This is a genomic window from Sphingobacterium sp. HMA12 (assembly GCF_002933815.1).
Taxonomy (GTDB): Bacteria; Bacteroidota; Bacteroidia; order Sphingobacteriales; family Sphingobacteriaceae; genus Sphingobacterium.
In genome coordinates this window covers 180,494-200,562 of the sequence record NZ_BEYR01000005.1, presented here as the reverse complement: position 1 = coordinate 200,562, position 20,069 = coordinate 180,494, and the positions used below count along the sequence as shown (strand labels likewise).

11 protein-coding genes are annotated in these 20,069 nt (G+C 41.8%); 8 read left to right on the top strand and 3 right to left on the bottom strand.

Annotated features, from left to right (window positions below; translation table 11 throughout):
* The first annotated feature begins 71 nt into the window (after positions 1 to 71).
* Positions 72 to 1,151 carry an LptF/LptG family permease gene (locus tag HMAT_RS21855; RefSeq protein ID WP_104384969.1) on the top strand — a complete coding sequence of 360 codons (1,080 nt, stop codon included), beginning with the start codon at positions 72 to 74 and terminating at the stop codon, positions 1,149 to 1,151.
* A 106-nt stretch (positions 1,152 to 1,257) separates the two neighbouring features.
* Positions 1,258 to 2,169 (top strand): DMT family transporter, encoded by a 912-nt coding sequence (locus HMAT_RS21850; protein WP_104384968.1) that lies wholly within the window; start codon positions 1,258 to 1,260, stop codon positions 2,167 to 2,169.
* A gap of 124 nt (positions 2,170 to 2,293) precedes the next feature.
* Here the strand turns inward: HMAT_RS21850 and HMAT_RS21845 are convergent, their stop codons facing one another.
* On the bottom strand, positions 2,294 to 5,329 hold the full coding sequence (locus HMAT_RS21845; RefSeq protein ID WP_104384967.1) for a VIT domain-containing protein: 3,036 nt from the start codon (positions 5,327 to 5,329) through the stop codon (positions 2,294 to 2,296).
* A 369-nt stretch (positions 5,330 to 5,698) separates the two neighbouring features.
* On the opposite strand from HMAT_RS21845, the gene HMAT_RS21840 reads away from it, so the two are divergent.
* Entirely contained in the window at positions 5,699 to 6,997 is a 1,299-nt protein-coding gene (locus HMAT_RS21840) for an esterase-like activity of phytase family protein (protein ID WP_104384966.1), read from the top strand.
* Between the two features lie 146 nt (positions 6,998 to 7,143).
* Here HMAT_RS21840 and HMAT_RS21835 read toward each other — a convergent pair whose 3' ends face one another.
* Both HMAT_RS21835 and gltB read right to left on the bottom strand, forming a co-directional pair.
* Positions 7,144 to 8,604: a glutamate synthase subunit beta gene (locus HMAT_RS21835; protein WP_104384965.1), complete on the bottom strand. Its 1,461-nt coding sequence runs from the start codon at positions 8,602 to 8,604 to the stop codon at positions 7,144 to 7,146.
* A 17-nt stretch (positions 8,605 to 8,621) separates the two neighbouring features.
* Entirely contained in the window at positions 8,622 to 13,136 is a 4,515-nt protein-coding gene (gene gltB, locus HMAT_RS21830) for a glutamate synthase large subunit (protein ID WP_104384964.1), read from the bottom strand.
* A gap of 306 nt (positions 13,137 to 13,442) precedes the next feature.
* Here gltB and HMAT_RS21825 point away from each other — a divergent pair, with 306 nt between their 5' ends.
* The 5 genes from HMAT_RS21825 (at position 13,443) to HMAT_RS21805 (ending at position 19,988) form a co-directional block, all read left to right on the top strand.
* Positions 13,443 to 14,540 carry a mandelate racemase/muconate lactonizing enzyme family protein gene (locus HMAT_RS21825; protein WP_104384963.1) on the top strand — a complete coding sequence of 366 codons (1,098 nt, stop codon included), beginning with the start codon at positions 13,443 to 13,445 and terminating at the stop codon, positions 14,538 to 14,540.
* A gap of 241 nt (positions 14,541 to 14,781) precedes the next feature.
* Positions 14,782 to 15,153, top strand: coding sequence for a BlaI/MecI/CopY family transcriptional regulator (locus HMAT_RS21820; protein WP_104384962.1), 372 nt, complete (start codon positions 14,782 to 14,784; stop codon positions 15,151 to 15,153).
* Entirely contained in the window at positions 15,146 to 16,621 is a 1,476-nt protein-coding gene (locus HMAT_RS21815; RefSeq protein WP_158656043.1) for an N-acetylmuramoyl-L-alanine amidase, read from the top strand. Before HMAT_RS21820 ends, HMAT_RS21815 begins: the two co-directional genes overlap by 8 nt.
* Before the next feature lie 20 nt (positions 16,622 to 16,641).
* Positions 16,642 to 18,864, top strand: a complete 2,223-nt coding sequence (locus HMAT_RS21810) for an outer membrane beta-barrel family protein (RefSeq protein ID WP_104384960.1) — start codon at positions 16,642 to 16,644, stop codon at positions 18,862 to 18,864.
* Positions 18,865 to 19,007: 143 nt separating this feature from the next.
* The gene (locus HMAT_RS21805; protein WP_046674101.1) at positions 19,008 to 19,988 is read left to right on the top strand and encodes a deoxyhypusine synthase family protein; all 981 of its coding nucleotides are present in this window, start codon (positions 19,008 to 19,010) and stop codon (positions 19,986 to 19,988) included.
* Positions 19,989 to 20,069 lie beyond the last annotated feature (81 nt).

Sequence of the window (20,069 nt, the reverse complement as noted above, 5' to 3'; positions counted from 1 at the left end):
AAGTATGTGAGCCCTGGGGCTTGCAGAAGTAGAGTCTCAAACCTCATATCTTAATACTCAAATCTAAAAATATGCTTTCGTTAATCGATCGTTACATCATCAAAAAGTATCTGACAACATTTGTGTTCACGATGGCCATATTCACTGTGGTTATGGTTGTCTTTGATGTGTCCGAAAGATTGGATGATTTTCTGAAATACAAAGCACCATTGGATAAGATTATCTTTGAGTATTATGCCGGATTTATTCCATTCTACCTTAATTTTCTATGTCCGTTAATTAACTTTATCGCGGTGATCTTTTTCACTTCGAAAATGGCAGATCAGACCGAAATTGTCCCGATATTAAGTGCGGGCTACAGTTTTAACCGTTTGCTGCGGCCTTATATGATTGCTGCAACAATAATTTTTGCTGTATCTTTCGTATTCAATATATTCATTATTCCGCATACCAATAAAATGAAGGTGGATTTTGAGAATATCTATGTGAAACCATTGAAGGATAACTCCCGGGTATCAACGCATATGCAGCTGGATAAAAACAGCTACGTATATATTGACAATTTTGATAATACGACCAAGACCGGCTATGGTTTTGTGCTTGAGATTTTCAAAGGGGATACATTAAAGGAGAAGATGATGGCAGACCGTATTACTTGGGATTCAGTGGCGACGAAATGGAAAATAGAGGGATACACCAATCGGATTATCAATGGCCTACGCGAGCGAATGGACAAAGGAACAGTCAAAGATACGACCTTGGATATGAAGCCCTCTGATTTTGAATTAAGGGACAATATGTTTACTGCCATGGATACGCGTGAACTCAATATCCGTATCCATAAAGAGGAAACGAGAGGAACGGGTGTAATGAATGATCTATTGCTGGAAAAATATAAACGCTATGTTTACCCATTTTCGGCTTTTGTTCTGACGCTCATGGGGGTAGCGCTTTCTTCCAAGAAAGTCAGAGGGGGTATCGGTTTAAGTCTTGGTATCGGAATCGGCTTAAGTTTTACATATATTGTTTTTATCCAATTTGCCACCATGTTTTCACTGAAAGGCGGATTACCACCAATAATTGCGGTATTGATTCCAAATGTGACTTTTTTATTGGTTGCAATTTACCTGGCGGTAAAGGCGCCAAAATAACTCCGATTACGATCACCAGCTTAAGCAGTTTACGATTAAAGGGAAAATAAGTGCTGCGCATGGTGATTTTTCATTGCCATTACAAATAATTTATATTCTATCGAATATGTCCAAAATTCATCTAAATCGGAATATCTTAATTCTGCATTTAACAATCCTGATATGGGGATTTACGGGGATTCTAGGGAGTCTCATTTCTGTTTCTGCGATTCATCTGGTTTGGTACCGCGTGGCGATAGCTTCTATTTCTTTGCTGGCCTATTTCCTGTTGACCAAACAAACGATAGTAGTTTCCAAAAAGCAGTTTCTCCAGTTTTTTATGGTGGGGGCCGTGGTTGGTCTACATTGGGTTTTATTTTTCTATTCCATCAAAGTCTCTACTGTCTCGGTTACTCTGGTAACGCTATCTTCGGTGACATTGTTTACGGCAATATTAGAGCCGATTATCAATAAAAAACGGATCGCACTATTGGATATTGTCGTTGGCCTGGTGATTATCGTGGGGATTTATACCATATTTTCCTTTGAAACACATTATTTGGTCGGCTTATTGGCGGGGCTTGGCTGTGCTTTTTGCGCCAGTATATTTTCCATTGCCAATGCAAGGATGGTTAAGAAATCGAGTCCGACACTGATCACATTTTACGAAATGTTGGGTGCATGTTTTTGGATCAGTATACTGATGTTTTTTACGGGGGATTTCAATGCAGAGATGAAATTAGGACAGCAGGATCTGATTTACCTTTTATTGTTGGGAGTAGTCTGTACGGCGGTTGCCTATGTCATGGGGGTAGCGGTCATGAAAGAGCTATCGGCTTTTACGGTTGCATTGACGACGAATTTAGAGCCTGTCTATGGAATACTTTTGGCCATGTTGATCTTTGGGCAAAAAGAAACCATGAGCGGTGGATTTTATCTCGGTGCTTGTATTGTCCTCGGTGCAGTGTTTACCTATCCTTATGTGAAAACGAAATTGGAGAAAAGGCAGAAAGATCTTATTATCCGAAAATTACATTAAGGATTACCGGGCTGTCCAAAAAGACGGACAGTCCCGGTAATCTTTTGTTGTACACGCTCATGTTGCTGGCAGTGGTTCGCTTTGATTGGTCACCATATCAAGCATCCAATTGCCACCGGGCGGATTAAAAGGAGAATTCACCTACCAGAACATTTCTCTCCTGATCTCTGTTAAGGTAAATTGTCGTGAGTTTCCGTTCCTGTCTCCCAGTACTATAATAGGTGTAAATTTCTGCCAGAACAGCAGCGGGGCCAGCCAGGGTCAGGGAACTATCGTTGTAGAAATCAACTTCTATTTTATATTTTCCTTTCAACGCTTTCTTTAATAAGAACTGTTCTGGACCATATCCTCCGGTAAAGTCGTTACTAAGACGGCCTCCAATTGCTGTTGCGGGGTTGCTGTAGAAACATTTTTCGGCGTTTGGATCAGTTACCCAAAGATCGATATCGGTGTTTTGGGAATTCCAGTTGATGACGACGCGCATATCAACGGGTAGGTCGGCAATCAGCTTTTTCTCCACAGCAACTTTTGCAGTTGCGCTTTTCTGAAGTTTAATGAGGTTATTGATCTCCATCACAAGGATTTCTTCGATTCCATCATCTCTATTTGCGGCTTCCGCTGAATAGCTTTGTGTCAAGATGCCATAAAGTTCTTCCAAGGCTTCTTTGTAACGCCCCTTATCCTGTAATACTAAGGCGTAGTCACGATGACTCTGTGGATCCATTGGTCGCCATTTCAGTACTTTACTGGTTATGTACAAAGCGTTGTCAACATCCCCCCATTCCCTCAGTTTGTATGAAATGGTTTTGTAAAGATCAGCATTTTCAATTTGCAGGTCTGCCATGGCACTTAGGATAAGTAATGCTTTTTGTTTATCTCCTCTTTTGAAAAAGAAGTTGGCGACATCGAAATAGAACGTTGGTGTACCCATATACTGATCCCGAAGCTGAATATAGCTTTTGTAAGGATCTTTGGATTGATTAAGCTCCTGTAGATAAGCTTGGTCTTCTTTGATTTCAGGGATACTGATTTTCTCGGTTGTGCTACCGAGCGTATTAGGGATCCGTACTCCAGCTACCGGCACATCTAGAGCTTGATCAGCGAGTATGGTGACGGATTCTTTAAGTGCGTCGGCGGATGAGATCTCCTCTAGCGCTACTTCGCTGACTGCTGCGTTAGCTGCCCTTGAATTGGCGGACGCAGAGAGGCTCTTGTTAGCAACCTCTGATCTGGATTCTACGACCGGGGGTGTAGCCACTGGGCTTGCCGAAGGACGAGACGGCATTGGCGGAGCAACAATAGTTGCGGTGGGCTCGTCTGCCGCAGCCATGGAATCTGTAGTCCGGCGCTCCCGTTGTGGATATTTCGTTTTTTGCTGAAAATCGGTATTCCACCAAGACTGGAGCTGTTCGCTGATATTTTGAGCCTGAGATAATAGATCCGCCACACGCTCTTCTTTTTCTATACGTTCTTCTTTTTTGAGTCTATTGAATTCGGGAAGCAGTTCTGCTGGCGGTGTAATTGCATAGCGTATATAATCTTCCACATTTTCAAGTACGATTAAGCTTGTATTCCGGGTGACAATGCCAAACTGTGTTCCAATTGCTTCAATCTCCTCACGGTGGTCTTCGTATTGGATGTCCAATGCCTCTATTTTCTTCTGCGCCCAGATCCTTTGCAGATCAATCTCACCAGTGTCGGGCTTTAATGGAACTTTGATTTCTTTAATTAGGTCTGTTCCATCACCAACTAACAGTGTGATTTCTTTTGCTCCACTGTCTTTGCTAAGTCCCGAAACAGAAAAATAGGATTGAACTGGTGAGCCTTTTTCGGGGTAGATTTCGGTAAAAGCATATTGTTCTTTTATTCCCAAAAAGATTTGGTCGATCGAATTTAACGTTTTATAGGCTTGCGTGATCGTTGTATTTGTCAAATTAACCATTTTCGCATAATGAGTCTGGGCAATCTGTTTGAGGTTGGCATAGTCTGAGCTGGTTGAGGAGGTGATACAGTAGGTAGGCTGATCAAGCACAATTTTGCCCTGGCCAAATGTAGCGAGTCCGTCACTGAAAAAGAGATAATTTGCCCCATGCAGTACTCCGCTTTTTACTTGGCTATAGTCGGTTCCACCATCATAGACGGTCTGTTTCAGATAATTCTTCAATTCCGTCCAGTTTCCGTTGCTGATCTGAAATGTTCGGGCTTTGCTGAAACGAATATCTAAATAACCTAGATCCACTGATATATTCTGATTTTCATGGAAAAACCGATCCAGGAGGCTGAACTCTTTTTCCAGATCCCTATTTTTTGAACTTAGTGAACGATCCCAAATAATGGCGAGGCTGTTACCCCATTTTTTTTGTGTTTGTTTAGGTATTTCCATTTTCGCATTGGCGAGAAAGTAAAAACTGCCATCTTGGTTGGATTGTTTTAATCCTGAGGTGGCGTTTTCGTTTAAAGGAAGTTTAATTGCGAGATTTTTTGAGGATTTAAACTGTTGCTTGCGTAATGTCGCGGTATAGTTATGGTTTTGTTCTGCAAATGCCAAGGATCCATCAGGCTGCTCAGTAAAGCTTGGCTTCTTATTCTCTTGGTAAACGTTGATGTTCAGCTCAACATTTTCAATAATGGAGTTATAGTTCAAAGGCAAATAATAGTATAATGCCTGATCGGATTCTGGAATTAGGTTCTCGGAATAGCTAATCTGAATGGTACGCCGGCCTTTTGAAGGCAAAGGATAGATACGTGTGCGAAAATTATTTCCTTCTACTTTTTCAAGCAGTCCGGGGTCTACGCGTCGTGTTTCTATACTTTCAAAAACTTCGGTGCCTTTATTTTTGTCCACAGGTACCGCCTGCCGTAGTTTTCCATTGATATCCAAGGCATAACCGCTAACGGAAACACCTTCAGGCATCGGAAAGGTAAGTTCTCCTTCAAGATCCCGATTTGACGTGTTTTCGAAAGTCATGGTCATCGATGTTTTTGCAATGTTTCCAAAAATATTGACTGCTACTTTTAGATCGACGAGTTTTGTTGCGTCTACACCTTGCTCATTTTTTATTTTTAAGCTGGGTACCTCACGGGTGGGTTTTATTTGAGACTTTGTATCCACATTGGAAAATACCAATAGGGTGAGGAGGGCTAATACTGTTTTTTTCATCTTTGGAATAATTTGCTTATCAATTATTTTGTTTTTTACATATGCTCGCTGCCTTCCGCAGCATATTTTTTTGGTCTTATCGGTATTAATGGGCTGGTCTAGCCCAAATTTTTAAGTCATAAGTTCAATTTTCGTTTCGAGCATTCGTATCGTCTTTGGCTGTTTCATTTGTCATAACCCGATCAACAAGGGGACATCGCATCCCTCCTTTGTCCATTTTTTCTTTGATGCAATGAAAAAGGAAATTCCATAAAGACAATCTATTTTTATTTGTCATTATGATTTGGTCGGTGGATGTAAGTTATTTAAACATTTGTTAATGATTGCCTAATATGCGAGGTTTATGTTTGCAGGATAATAGAATAAATTATGAAAAAACTATACAGCGCATTGGGTATTGCTCTTTTGTGTGCTTCCTGCAGTAAGGATGATGTATCAAAGATCATTGATCCGATTGTCAATTTAACTTATCCGGATAAGGCCATTGCCACAGATCCAAAAGTATTGGGTACGGTTGGGCAGGTAAAGGTATATAATGGTGGGTATGGCTCTTCTATGGTTCAGGACCCAAATGATAAAACGGTGTTTTACCTCTTAACAGATCGTGGGCCAAATATTGATGGTACAGAAAAAGAGAGTAAAGTTTTTGCTAACCCGATGTTCACCCCTCAGATCGGTAAATTTCGATTGAAGGATAATGTGCTGGTTTTCGAGTCTGCTATTGAATTAAAGAATAAAAACGGTGTAAAATTGAACGGCTTGCCGAACCCTGAGGGTAAAGGTGGTTCGGGAGAGAAAGCTTTGGATACGAATGGAAAGGATTTAGGGAAAAGCGAAGATGGCATCGATTCGGAAGGCTTGGCAAGAGCTGCCGATGGTTCTTGGTGGGTAAGTGATGAGTATGGACCACATATCGTTCACTTTGATGCTTCAGGAAAGGAGATTGAGCGGATCAACCCTTGGACAACAGGGAAAAAATTACCATTGGTATTCGCCAAACGTCGCCCAAATCGTGGGATGGAGGGATTGACCATAACACCAGATGGTAAAACTTTGGTCGGTATTATGCAATTCCCACTCTATAATCCTTCCAAGGATGCGGTGAAGAATTCCTTGATTATCCGTATCGTCACTATGGATATTGCAACAGGAAATACCAAGCAGTTTGTGTATATGATGGAAAAGCCAGACTTGCAAGCTGTCAGTGAAATTGCTGCGGTATCGAATTCTACTTTTATTGTGCTGGAACGTGACGGAGAATATGCAACAGAAGCGACACGGGGGACTGTTTTTAAGAAAATCTATCAGATAGATCTTGCGGGTGCAACGGATATATCAGATCCTATTAATGGTGATCAAGGAAAACTATTTGGGACTGAAAAGAAAACAGTTGAAGCATTAAAAGATGCTGCTACCTTGGCTGCGAATAATATCAAACCTGTAACAAAAACCTTGGTTGCTGATTTAATGACGGATATTAAGGAACTATATCCACACGATAAAGCGGAGGGTTTAGCTGTTATTAATTCGTCTTTAATTGCGGTATGTAATGATGATGATTTCGGCGTTACGGGAGAGGGGACTTATAAATCGAAGATATTACCAGCGATAAACACCGTTGATAAGAATAGCATCTATTTTATTAAATTAAAGACTCCGTTGAAATAATTATTTTGGCTTATATCAAAAAACGCCTGTTGATAATTCATGTCAGCAGGCGTTTTTTATTTAATTCAAAAATCTAAAGAACCAGCTCTTGCTTATTGGTTTGCTTTTTCTTTGCGCAAGAGTTTAATATCTTGGAACTGCAATAGCTAGGCATTTTGCACTGCCAAGAAATCCTTGCTTTCAAGTTCGGAATATCCCATAAGGTATTCGTCTACTTTCCGTGCGCACTCCCGGCCTTCAGAAATCGCCCAGACCACCAATGATTGCCCTTTACGGCAGTCACCTGCTGTAAAGATATTTTCCACAGAAGTTTGATAATCTTTATCGTTCGCTAGGATATTTCCTTTTTCGTCCACACGTACACCGAGTTGCTCCAATAGTCTTTGCTCGGTATGTTTGTAGCCAATAGCCAATAAAACCAGATCGGCAGGAATTTCCCGAACTTCGGATTCCCCCAGTCTTGTACGGCGTCCAAATTCGTCGACTTCGTATTGAACTTCCTTAATTTTTACCGCTTTGACATGGCCATTTTCGTCGTGAACAAACTCTTGCGTTTCCGTTGCCCAAAGACGCTCGCAGCCTTCTTCTTGCGAAGAGGAGGTTCCGAAGGTTACTTTGTCCATTGGCCAAGGATTATTTTTTAAACGTTCTTTCGCTGGAGTTGGTTTACGGGCAATTTGGGTAATGCTCTTGGCCCGGTGGCGGTTGGAGGTACCAATACAGTCCGAACCTGTATCACCGTCGCCAATCACGACCACATGTTTATCTGTCGCTAAAATACGTTCTTGATCAATGCTGATGCCACTGACTTCTTTGTTCTGCTGTTTCAAGAAATCCATGGCGAAATGGATCCCTTTGGCTTCATGTCCGGGCAACTGCATATGCCAAGGTACGGTCGATCCAGTAGCCAATACCACGGCATCATAAGCTTTCAATTCGTAAAAGCTGATGTCTTTTCCTACCTCTGTATTTACACTGAATTCAATCCCTGACTCTCTCATTAAATTAATCCGGCGGTCGATAACAGACTTCTCCAATTTGAAATCCGGAATACCATAGCGGAGTAAGCCGCCCACCTGATCGTCACGTTCAAAAACGGTGACGTCATGGCCCGCTTTATTCAATTGTGCTGCGGCGGCGAGTCCGGCAGGGCCAGAACCAACCACAGCTATACGCTTGCCTGTTTTTAAATAGCTCTTATGGGCCTTAACATAGCCTTTTTTGAATGCTATCTCAATGATATGCTTTTCAATTTCTTCGATGGTGATCGCTGTGCTATGGATACCCAGTACACAGGCCGATTCGCAAGGAGCAGGGCATATTCTACCTGTAAATTCAGGAAAGTTGTTGGTAGAGGTCAGGATCTGATAAGCCTCTTCCCATTTTCCATCGTATACGGCATCATTGAATTCAGGAATGACATTGCCCAGTGGACAGCCTGAATGACAAAACGGAATACCGCAGTCCATACAACGCGCGGCCTGTTTGTTCAGCTCATTCTCAGAATATCCTTTATTAAATTCTTTGAAGTGCTGCACACGGCCTTCAACAGCTTCTTTTGTTGGAAGCACGCGCTCAAATTCTTTAAAACCTGTAATTTTTCCCATGATCTGTGCTTCCTATTTTATGCTTCAACTAATTTTTGACGAATGACATTTTTATATTCCCTAGGGAATACTTTAATAAATTTATTTTTCTCCCGGGCCCAGTTTTGTAAGATGAAATCTGCTCTACGGCTATTGGTCAATAATACATGACGTTTCAATAGGGCAATAATTGCTGTTTCATCTTCACTTTCCAATGGATCTAGGTCCACCATCTCCTGATTGCAGTTTTCGCGGAAATCGTCATTGATGTCGTAAATCCATGCAATACCGCCGCTCATTCCGGCTGCAAAATTGCGTCCTGTTGCGCCGAGGATCAGTGCCCGTCCGCCGGTCATATATTCACAACCGTGATCACCTACACCCTCAACGACAGCCGTCGCTCCGGAGTTTCGCACAGCGAAACGCTCGCCCGCTTGGCCATTGACAAATAGGTGTCCTGAAGTGGCTCCAAATAGTGCTACGTTGCCGATAATGATGTTATCTTCGGGTACAAGGGCACTTTCCGTTACCGGATAAATGGCCAACTGCGCACCTGACAAGCCCTTACCAACATAGTCATTGGCTTCTCCTTGCAATTCGAACGACAGTCCTTTTGTTGAAAATGCACCAAAGCTCTGACCTGCCGATCCTTCAAATTTGAAATTGACCGTGTTATCCGGTAATCCTTCAGATCCGTATAATTTGGAGATCTCATTGGATAGCATTGTTCCGATGGTACGGTCGGTATTTTTTACTTTGAATGTTCCAAAAACCGGTGTTCTGCTTTCCAACGCTAGTTTGGATTGTTTCAATAGTCCCCAGTCCAAAATCATGGCCATGCCGTGATCCTGCTCCTCCGTATTGTACAACGATTGTCCCGGTTCATTGCGCTCAACATGGAGAATATCTGTAAAGTCGATTTTCTTTGCTTTCCAATGCTCGATGTTCTCCCGTTTTTTGAGGAACTGGGCACGGCCTACCATCTCGTTGATGGTACGGAATCCAAGGTATGCCATGGTCTCGCGCACTTCCTCGGCAAGGAAAGTGAATAGGTTGACGATATCTTCGGGTTTCCCGGAGAAAAGTTTACGCAATTCGGGATCTTGTGTGGCTACACCTACTGGACATGTATTTAAGTGACACTTGCGCATCATGATACAACCTCCAGCCACCAAGGCAGCTGTGGATACACCCCATTCTTCGGCGCCTAAGAGTGTTGCGATAACGATATCGCGACCTGTTTTTACCTGACCATCGGCCTGTAAAACCACACGGCTACGCAACTTGTTTTTCACAAGCGTCTGATGTGCTTCGGCAAGACCAAGTTCCCAAGGTAATCCGGCATGTTTGATCGAACTGATCGGTGAAGCACCTGTTCCACCGTCAAAACCTGCGATGAGGATAACGTCTGCATGTGCTTTAGCAACACCTGCTGCAATCGTTCCTACACCGGCTTTAGATACTAATTTTACATTGATCCTTGCTTGACGGTTGGCATTCTTCAAATCGAAGATCAACTGTGCCAAATCTTCGATGGAGTAGATGTCATGATGTGGTGGCGGGGAAATCAGACCGACGCCCGGTGTAGAGTGTCTGGTTTTCGCAATCCAGGCATCCACCTTAGGACCCGGTAATTGACCACCTTCACCCGGTTTAGCACCCTGTGCCATTTTGATTTGTAATTCATCAGCTTGCGTCAGGTAATTGGAGGTGACACCAAAGCGCGCAGAAGCAACTTGCTTGATTGCCGAACGCATGGAATCTCCGTTTGGAAGAGGTTGATAACGCAATTCATCTTCACCTCCTTCACCGGTGTTTGATTTTGCGCCGATGCGGTTCATGGCAATGGCAAGGGTACTATGCGCTTCGTGGGAGATAGATCCAAAGGACATCGCTCCGGTAGCAAAACGTTTTAAAATTTCGCTTGCCGGCTCAACTTGCTCCAATGGAATGGAATTGCGATGTTTTGCAAAATCCAACAGTCCACGCAGGGTAAACATATGTTCTTTCTGTTCGTTGATCTTGGTCGCATACTTTTTATACGTGGCATAGTCTCCGGTTCGGCATGCTTGCTGCAATAAGTGAATGGTATCTGGATTCCACAAGTGACCTTCGCCACGACGTTTCCATTGATAAATACCACCTTCCGGTAATAGGTTCTGTGGTGTACGGCTTTTTTCAAATCCACGCCAGTGTTTAGATAAAGCCTCTTTGGCCAGGTCATCCAGTGTCATACCGCCGATACGGGATACTGCGCCACAGAAGAATTTATCAACAACAGATTTGTCGATACCAAGTACCTCGAAGATCTGAGCGCCATGATAAGATTGTAATGTTGAAATCCCCATTTTGGAGAAAATTTTCAGCAAGCCATTGTTAACTGCTTTTACGTAGTTTTTGGATAGCTCAGGCCAGGTAAGTTCGGTATCCAAGGTGTTTTGCTCCTTCATGGTACGGATACTTGCCAGTGCCATATACGGGTTGATCGCAGTAGCACCAAAGGCCAATAGACAGGCAAAGTGGTGTACTTCCCAAGCATCGCCGGCTTCGACGACTAGTCCTACAGCACCACGGTTACCGGTTTTGATCAAGTGGTGGTGCACTGCTGATACAGCAAGCAAAGAAGGGATCGCCGCATGTTTGGAATCTATGGCACGATCCGAAAGTATCAATACCTGAAAACCATCACGTACAGCGTCATCGGCATATCTGCATAGACGCTCTAAACCTGCTTCCAGCGAACCCGGCTTTCCGTCTGAACGGAAATAGGACTGAATGGTTTTTGCCTGAAACAATCCGGTATCAATGGAACGTAATTTTTCAAGTTCTTTGGAGGTGAGGATCGGATGAGGTAAAGTCACGCAGTGACAGAATTTTTTGTCCTCGATCAGGATATTTCCCGCATTACCGATAAAGGTCGCCAAGCTCATGACCAAACGCTCGCGGATGGGATCGATCGGTGGGTTGGTTACTTGTGCGAAAAATTGCTTAAAGTAACTTGAGATATGTTGTGGCTGATCAGAAAGAATAGCTAGCGGAACATCCGAACCCATCGAACCTGTTGGTTCATACCCGGTCAATGCCATTGGCGTCAGGATTGTTTCGAGGTCTTCTCTGGAGAAGCCAAATGTCTTCTGATATTTGAAAACGGATTCTTTGGAAAGATAGGTATAGGTGACACGAGGTTCTTCCAGTTCTTCTAACTTGATTTTATAGTTGTCCAACCAATCACTATAAGGTTGTTGGTTGATCAATTGATCTTTTACTTCATCGTCCGTCAAGATACGGCCTTGCTCCATATCGACGAGAAATATCTTTCCTGCCTGTTGGCGGCCTTTTTTAATAATAGTAGATTCTTCGATCGGAAGGGCCCCGGCTTCGGAAGCAACCACAACACGGTCATCCGAGGTAACGGCATAACGTAATGGGCGTAAACCGTTACGGTCTAGTGTTGCTCCGATATGTTTACCATCGGTAAAACATAGCGCTGCAGGTCCATCCCAAGGTTCCATCAAGGTTGCATGGTACTCGTAGAACGCACGTTTCAGTGGATCCATTTGGGTATTACCATCCCATGCCTCAGGTACCAACATCAACATGACGTGTGTCAGGCTACGACCACTGTGTAAAAGGAGCTCGGCAACATTGTCAAGGCAGGCTGAATCCGACTGCCCTCGATCAACGATAGGAAGCAGGATTTCCATTTCGTCTTCGGTAAAATAAGGTGACGAAAGGGCACGCATTCCAGCGTAAAACCAATTGAGGTTACCTGTTAGGGTATTAATTTCACCATTATGAGCCAACATACGGAATGGCTGTGCTAGTGACCAGGAAGGAAAAGTATTGGTCGAGAAGCGTGAGTGTACCAATCCAAACGCGGATACCACTCGAGGATCACGTAAATCCAGGTAATAGGTGCCGACTTGGTATGTTGTTAATTGACCTTTGTAAATGATAGTTTTGCAAGAAAGCGATGCAAAGTAAAGTGGGAGAGGGTATTCTTGTTGTTGTTTAACTTTTTGAATGATCAGGCGACGTAGAACAAAAAGTTTGCGTTCAAATTCTTCCGTATTTGAAACGCCGTCCGGTCTGCTAACAAAAAATTGGACGATTTCAGGTTCGGCACTGAGCGCTGTTGGTCCAATACCTTCACGATTGACTGGTACTGGACGGTAGCCAAGGAATTTCATACCCCTTTCGGCTGCGGCTTCCTCAATCAAGTCCCGACATATTTTGTTCATGCCTTCTTCTTTCGGAAGAAATACCATTCCTGTTCCATAATATCCCGGTTCCTCTAACTGTATTCCTAAGCTGATACATTCTTCCCACAAAAATTCGTGTGGCAGCTGAATCATGATACCAGCTCCGTCTCCACTTTCGGGATCACAACCACAAGCACCACGATGCTCCATGTTCTCCAACATGGTCAAAGCGTCTTTTACTTGTGCGTGTGATTTATTCCCTTTGATATGGGCGACAAAGCCTACTCCACAGGCGTCATGCTCAAAATTAGGGTCGTAAAGGCCCTCCGTTTTCGGTCTTTGTTGAATCATCTTTCCTTTTCAAATATTATACATTGCTAATATAGGAATAAAAATGAATAAAATTATAAATATTCTAATAAAAATGTGATTGTTTTGATTTTATTGTTTCTTTTTAATGTTTTTGTTATGGATATTGCATTTGTTGTTTTGTTGTGCTAATACGCTTTTACGATACACGAATAATGCATCATTTGGCGATAAATTTTTATTGGATATGGAAAAAGCATCGTGGGATTGCAATAATATGTATAAATTAGGCAAAGTATTGCACACCGTTGGTGCTCTATTAAAAATGACTTAATTTATAGACATAGGATGAAAATAACTGACATAGAGATATACCGGCTAAGCATTCCGATGGAGCCATTTGTTATTGCGACCGGAACTATGGATTATGCCCAGAATACTTTTATACGTGTTCATACCGATACTGGAATCTACGGTGTCGGTGAATGCTCTGCATTCCCCATGATCGTGGGAGAAACACAGGATACCTGTCTGGTTTTGGCACGTGATTTTGCTAAGATCTGGAAAGGAAAGGATCCACTGGCCATTGCTGAACGACTGGCTGAGCTGGATTTGTATATTGCAGGGAATCGAACGATCAAATCTGCTTTTGATGTCGCATTGCATGACTTGGCGGCCAAACATGCCGGTATTCCGCTCTATCAGTTTTTGAAGGGTACGAAACGGGAGATAACAACGGATATAACGCTGGGCATAGCGTCTCCAGAGGAGATGGCAATGAAAGCTAAGCGTCTGCAGGATGGGGGCGCCGTGCTACTGAAAGTAAAACTGGGCAAAGATCCGAAAACAGATGTGACCCGTATCCGTGAAATTCGTAAAGCGGTAGGATTTGAGATGCCTATCCGGATTGATGCAAACCAAGGTTGGTCCTACGAAGAGGCGGTGGAAGCCTTACAGGGCTTAGAACCGTTTAAAATTCAATTTTGTGAGCAGCCTATGCGCGCCTGGAATGATGAATTGTTGCCCCAATTGCGTACAGAAACGATTGTCCCGATTATGGCTGATGAGTCGGTTTATTCGCATCATGATGCGGAACGACTTTGCAAAGCGGATGCTTGTGACTATATCAATATCAAATTTTCAAAATCAGGGGGAATTCAAGAAGCGCTGAAAATCAATAACGTTGCTGTGGAATATGGGATTAACTGTATGATCGGTGGAATGCTCGAATCTCGGTTGGCCCTGGCAGCAAAAGTCCATTTTGCCTATGCAGCTCCCAATGTCAAATTTTTTGATTTAGATACTTGCATGGTTGGGCACCTAGAGGATCCGGTCATCGGGGGGATTCAATATGACGGGTACAAAATCCATATATCGGACGAACCGGGGATTGGCGCAGATATAGACCAGGCATTTTTGGATGGCTGTGAAAAATGGGTGATTTAACTTATATACGGAAGGTATGAATAGTATGAACTGGGGGATAGGCGCTCAGGAGATTGTCGTCCTTATTGTTATTATCATTTTCTTAATGGCTGCATATTTCTTCTTTTCGAGATTATTAAAGAAGTAAAAATAAGCCTCTAGACATTCTTTTTTTTATTGAAATTCATTATACAACTTATTTTTCAGTTTTTAAACTGAAAAATAAGTTGTATAACTGAAAAATAAGTTTCATCTTTATATTATGGAAGAACTAACAAAAAAAGAAGAAGAAGTCATGCAAGTAATCTGGCATCTAAAGGAGGTCTTTGTCAAAGATGTCATAGAGTACTTGGACCCTACCAATTCAATCCCTTACAATACAATCTCCTCGATTGTTAGAATACTGGAAAAGAAAGGTTATGTAGGTTATAAGGCTTTTGGAAAGACTTATCAATACTATCCATTGATTTCGAAAATGCAGTATAGAAAATTTTCATTTTCGAGGGTACTGGATAACTACTTCGACGATTCCGTCGAAAATCTCCTGTCTTTTATGGTAAAGGAGAAGAAACTTTCGGCTGAAGATATACAGAAGATTGAAGAACTCATCAAAAAGAATGAAGATCATGAATAATATACTTTATTATCTGTTTGAGGTCAATTGCAGCCTAATGCTGGGAGCGGCCCTTTATTTTCTGGTGATCAAAGGTCTTTCTTTTTTTCAATGGAACCGTTATTATTTGATCGGAATCTGTTTGTTGAGCTTGCTATTGCCATTTGGTAAATTTCGCATGGCGGAATTATTCTTTTCGTCGGTAACTACAGCCCCAGAAGTTGCTGAGGTCGGGAAAGTATTAAACACTATACAAGTAGGCGGAGATCTATTCACGGAAGTAGAAATGGCCGATTCGCTGTGGAGCTCAATTTCGCTTGGTCATTGGATTGCTTATCTCTATCTACTCGTTACAGTCTTGCTGTTACTTCGTTGTATCGTGCGCTACATTACATTACGTAGGAGAATTAGACAGTTGCACCCGCGTGAATACAGGGGATTTATCATCGTAGATCCATTTGATCAATATATAAACTGTTCTGTACAACACGTTATCGTTATGGAGGAGCAGTTGCTCGATACGGCGGCAGGGCAGTTAATTTTTGAACATGAGAGCCAACATATTTTATTCAAGCATCGTCTGGATAAATGGTTTATCGAAATTTTTCGTTGCCTTTTTTGGTTGAACCCACTAATTTATTGGCTGCGTGGGCAATTGTACCTTACTCATGAATATCAAGTCGATCGTATTTTGGCTGATACATACGGGAAAAGCGGCTATGCTCGCTTTTTGCTTGCCTTTTCGCAGGAAGAAAAGCCGATCGGATTACAGAGCAGTTTGTTTAATAACCAGCATGAGCTGGTAGAACGTGTCCAGGTAATGATGTCTAAACCATCTTCTGCCCGATCAAAATGGAAATACATATTGACTGTTCCCGTCTTATGTCTTTCGCTATTGTTTTATTCGTTTATCAATCCGCCAAAGCGTTCGTTGTATTCCATTTTTAATGCTGTAGAAGAAGGCGGTATGAAGACAATTGTCTTAGATCCGGGACATGGGGGGAAAGATGCCGGAGCCACAACGTCCTCCGGATTAACTGAAAAATCACTCACATGGGAAACCTGTTTACTCTTGAAGCGGGAGTTAGAGCACAAGGGATATAAAGTGGTGCTTTCGCGCGCAGGGGACGAGTTTAAGATGTTGAAGGAGCGGTCCAATATTGAAGGGGATTTATTTCTTTCCATTCATTTTGATCTCGTAAAAACAAAAGAGACACTCCCTATTCGGATTCTGTACCAATCAGGGTTTACCAATAACGCACTCGAACAGCATAATCAGAGGTTTGCGTTTAGCTTAGACCAGAAACTGAAACAAAATGGATTGCAGGTGAGCAGTCCCCAGATCAGTACAAATCATGCTGTGCTACGTAATGCAAACATACCTGCACTCTTACTCGATCTGGACAATATCAATGCTATTGATAAAAATGTGAAACCTGATTTTATCAGGAAATTAGCCAATGCAATAGATCAAAGCTTCGATCATTAAATTTTAAAGGATAAAACAGCATGAGATTTAGGATACTATTATGGCTATCCCTGGGCTTGCCATGTCTTTTATTGGCGCAGGTAGGGCCAAAAAATGCGGTGCAATCGCGGGATAGCGTCGTAGTGAAGCCGCCTGGTCACGATCCACAAAAGCTAGATACCGTCGAGGTTAAAAGAAACATACCACTCCAACAGCAACTTTTGGATCGCGTGCGGATTAGTCCCAGAAGCAATTCTGTTTTATTAAATGGAAATACATTTGATGTGTTGAACAACATCCCGAGTTTACAGATCGATGAATTAGGGAACTTGGCTTTGCAGGGGAAAATGGGCGTGCTCGTCACCATAGATGGTAAGCAAACTCACCTCACTGGGACGGCATTGATAAGTTATCTGAAATCTATACCAGCGACATCAGTAGCAAACATTGATTTAATGTCTATACCACCAGCAAAATGGAGTGCTGAAGGTTATGCTGGAGTAATTGATATTAGGACAAAAATGGATGTATTAAAAGGGTTGAAAGGAACCGTATTTTTGGGCGAATCAAAGGGCAGGCTGTGGAAATACAACAATGGTATGCTGATCCAATATGGCACGAAAAAATGGACCATCAACTCGGGGTTTTCTATTGCCCGGTCTTCCAATTATTTCGATGTTGCTCGCGAACGTCAGTTGGTAGCCGAGGACAATGAGATCAATACAATTGCTCAGCACAACCAAGAGCGTAATCATGCACTGGAAATGAATGCACGAATCGGACTTGAATATCGGATAAGCAAGAATTCTTCGATTGAATTGAACTGGAATTTTCTTCAAAATAACTATAAGGAATTAGGGGATTATCAGACCAGTTTTTCCAACGCAGGTGACTTATTTCAATCCACGTCATCATGGAGTAACCTACGCAATCCTGTTCATAAAAATAGTGCTAACCTACACTACGATTATGCCGCTGAAAATAAAAAGACAACCATTCAATGGGATGTCGATTACCTAAATTATACAAGTAATAGGTGGCAAGATTTAACAACAATGATCATGCAGAGAGCTGCGCATCAGCGTAAAGATGAGCAGTTGTTATATTCCAACAATCCTTTTGTTGTTGATCTTTGTGGAATTAAGACCGATTTCCAGCGAAAATTTGAAGAACGGTTTGGGCTAGAAGCGGGGTTCCAGCTAAGCCGATCGGCACGTAGCTCACGTGGATATTACAAAAAGGGGGAAACTGACCAAAATCTGCGGGATGCAGACGCACTTGAAAGCGCATTTAGACAAGTAGAGTATCTGGAAGCACTATATACAGATTTTCAAATAAAATTAAAACAGTGGGAATTTAAATTGGGCTTAAGAACTGAATATTCGCAATTTCATAACGAAATTAATGATGTATATGTCGAATTGGGCAAGCGTAAACAAACTTTATATCTTTTTCCTACTTTATTTGGCATTTACAAAATCAATAAAGAAAATAACAAAGCCATACAAATTGCTTACGGACGAAGGATCGTACGTCCCAACTATCAGGATCTGAATCCTGCAATATTTTTTTTTGATGCTAATACGAGCTACCAGGGCAATGCTCATTTGGTGCCACAACTGACCGATAATATGGAGTTAAAATATGTGCATGGCCAGCGTTGGAATATCGGTGTAACTTTCCTTAACCATCGAAATTATATATCCATGATCCATCAGCTTAATGAAAAGAATTATGCCCAGACTTATCAAAATATTGAGGCTGTTCGGAGTGCTGCTATTTCCTTGAATGGGGGCCAAGAAATTTTTAAAAGCTTAACACTGTACGGTTTTGGTCAGATTCAATATATCCACTATAAAAACACACCTGATAAGCTAAATAACCTATCGATTGATCGAAATCTTTGGTCTTTCCAAAGTAATTTGATGATACAGGTAAAGCTACCGCATAAATTGACAATAAATTGGACCAATTCGTATCGGACAAATGTGCTTTATGCACAAACAGTTATTAAACCACTGTACCAGATGCACCTGGCGATCAATAAACAGTTTTCCAATAACCTCAGTCTGGCTTTAACGATACGGGATTTATTTCATACAAATGTGATCAAACGTGAAATAGTTGGAGATCGGTTCAACATCCGTTCTAAAACCATAAATGATTCACAAATTGTTGGTTTAAATTTCAATTATACATTTGGGCTCTATCAAAAACAAAAAGCTCAGAAAACCTCACTCGAAACGGAAGTTTCAAGAATGTAATTCTATTTATGGTGCTGGCATTCTTTTTTACATTTGTTAAAAAATAAGCAACCAATTGCTGTTTTGGCGGTAGAGGGAACCTAAAATAGATTATATTCAGTACCTTTGCGGTACTTATTATTTTATAAAAGTTAGAAAATATCATGAGTACTCAAAAAGGACCTATTTCTCAATTTATTGAGCATAATTACCGTCACTTTAACGCAGCGGCATTAGTAGATGCTGCAAAAGGTTACGAGGAACATCTTTTGGATGGTGGAAAAATGTTGATCTCCCTAGGAGGTGCAATGTCTACCGCAGAATTGGGTGTTTCTTTGGCAGAAATGATCCGTCAAGATAAAGTACACTTTATTTCTTGTACTGGGGCTAATTTGGAAGAGGATGTGATGAACTTAGTTGCTCACTCACATTACAAAAGAATTCCGAATTATAGAGATTTGACAGCTGAACAAGAAAGAGAATTATTGGATAATCACTACAACCGTGTAACAGATACTTGTATTCCAGAAGAAGAAGCTTTCCGTCGTTTGCAGAAACATCTTGAAGATGTGTGGCATGCCGCTGAAGCGAAAGGTGAGCGTTATTTGCCACACGAGTTCTTGTATCAAGTCGTTAATTCTGGTGTATTGGAACAATATTATGAAATTGATCCAAAAGACTCATGGATTGTAGCTGCTGCTGAGAAAAATTTGCCGATTGTATGTCCGGGATGGGAAGATTCAACTACAGGTAACATCTTCGCGTCAAATGTGATCAAGGGTAAATTGAAAGCGAGCACCGTTAAATCGGGTATTGAGTACATGATTTATTTGACGGAATGGTACCGTAACAACTCCGCTGGAAAAGGCGTAGGTTTCTTCCAGATTGCTGGTGGTATTTCCGGTGATTTCCCAATCTGTGTCGTACCGATGATGTATCAAGATTTGGAATGGGAAGAAGTGCCTTTCTGGGCTTATTTCTGTCAAATTTCAGATTCGACGACTTCTTATGGGTCTTACTCCGGAGCAGTTCCAAATGAAAAAATCACTTGGGGTAAATTGGATATTGACACACCTAAATTTATCGTAGAATCTGACGCGACAATCGTAGCGCCTTTGATTTTCTCTTATATCTTAGGACATTAATCTTTTCTATAGAAAGAGGAGTGGGGAACAAAGAATTTGACTCAGACAAGTTCTTTATTCTTTACTCCTTTTTTCTTTTAC

What these genes read in the sequence shown, in the direction of transcription:
- HMAT_RS21825 (WP_104384963.1), top strand. Translation starts at nt 13,443, where the DNA reads ATGAAAATAACTGACATAGAGATATACCGGCTAAGCATTCCGATGGAG.
- HMAT_RS21815 (WP_158656043.1), top strand. Translation starts at nt 15,146, where the DNA reads ATGAATAATATACTTTATTATCTGTTTGAGGTCAATTGCAGCCTAATG.
- HMAT_RS21805 (WP_046674101.1), top strand. Translation starts at nt 19,008, where the DNA reads ATGAGTACTCAAAAAGGACCTATTTCTCAATTTATTGAGCATAATTAC.
- HMAT_RS21850 (WP_104384968.1), top strand. Translation starts at nt 1,258, where the DNA reads ATGTCCAAAATTCATCTAAATCGGAATATCTTAATTCTGCATTTAACA.
- HMAT_RS21810 (WP_104384960.1), top strand. Translation starts at nt 16,642, where the DNA reads ATGAGATTTAGGATACTATTATGGCTATCCCTGGGCTTGCCATGTCTT.
- HMAT_RS21835 (WP_104384965.1), bottom strand. Translation starts at nt 8,604, where the DNA reads ATGGGAAAAATTACAGGTTTTAAAGAATTTGAGCGCGTGCTTCCAACA.
- gltB (WP_104384964.1), bottom strand. Translation starts at nt 13,136, where the DNA reads ATGATTCAACAAAGACCGAAAACGGAGGGCCTTTACGACCCTAATTTT.
- HMAT_RS21840 (WP_104384966.1), top strand. Translation starts at nt 5,699, where the DNA reads ATGAAAAAACTATACAGCGCATTGGGTATTGCTCTTTTGTGTGCTTCC.
- HMAT_RS21855 (WP_104384969.1), top strand. Translation starts at nt 72, where the DNA reads ATGCTTTCGTTAATCGATCGTTACATCATCAAAAAGTATCTGACAACA.
- HMAT_RS21820 (WP_104384962.1), top strand. Translation starts at nt 14,782, where the DNA reads ATGGAAGAACTAACAAAAAAAGAAGAAGAAGTCATGCAAGTAATCTGG.
- HMAT_RS21845 (WP_104384967.1), bottom strand. Translation starts at nt 5,329, where the DNA reads ATGAAAAAAACAGTATTAGCCCTCCTCACCCTATTGGTATTTTCCAAT.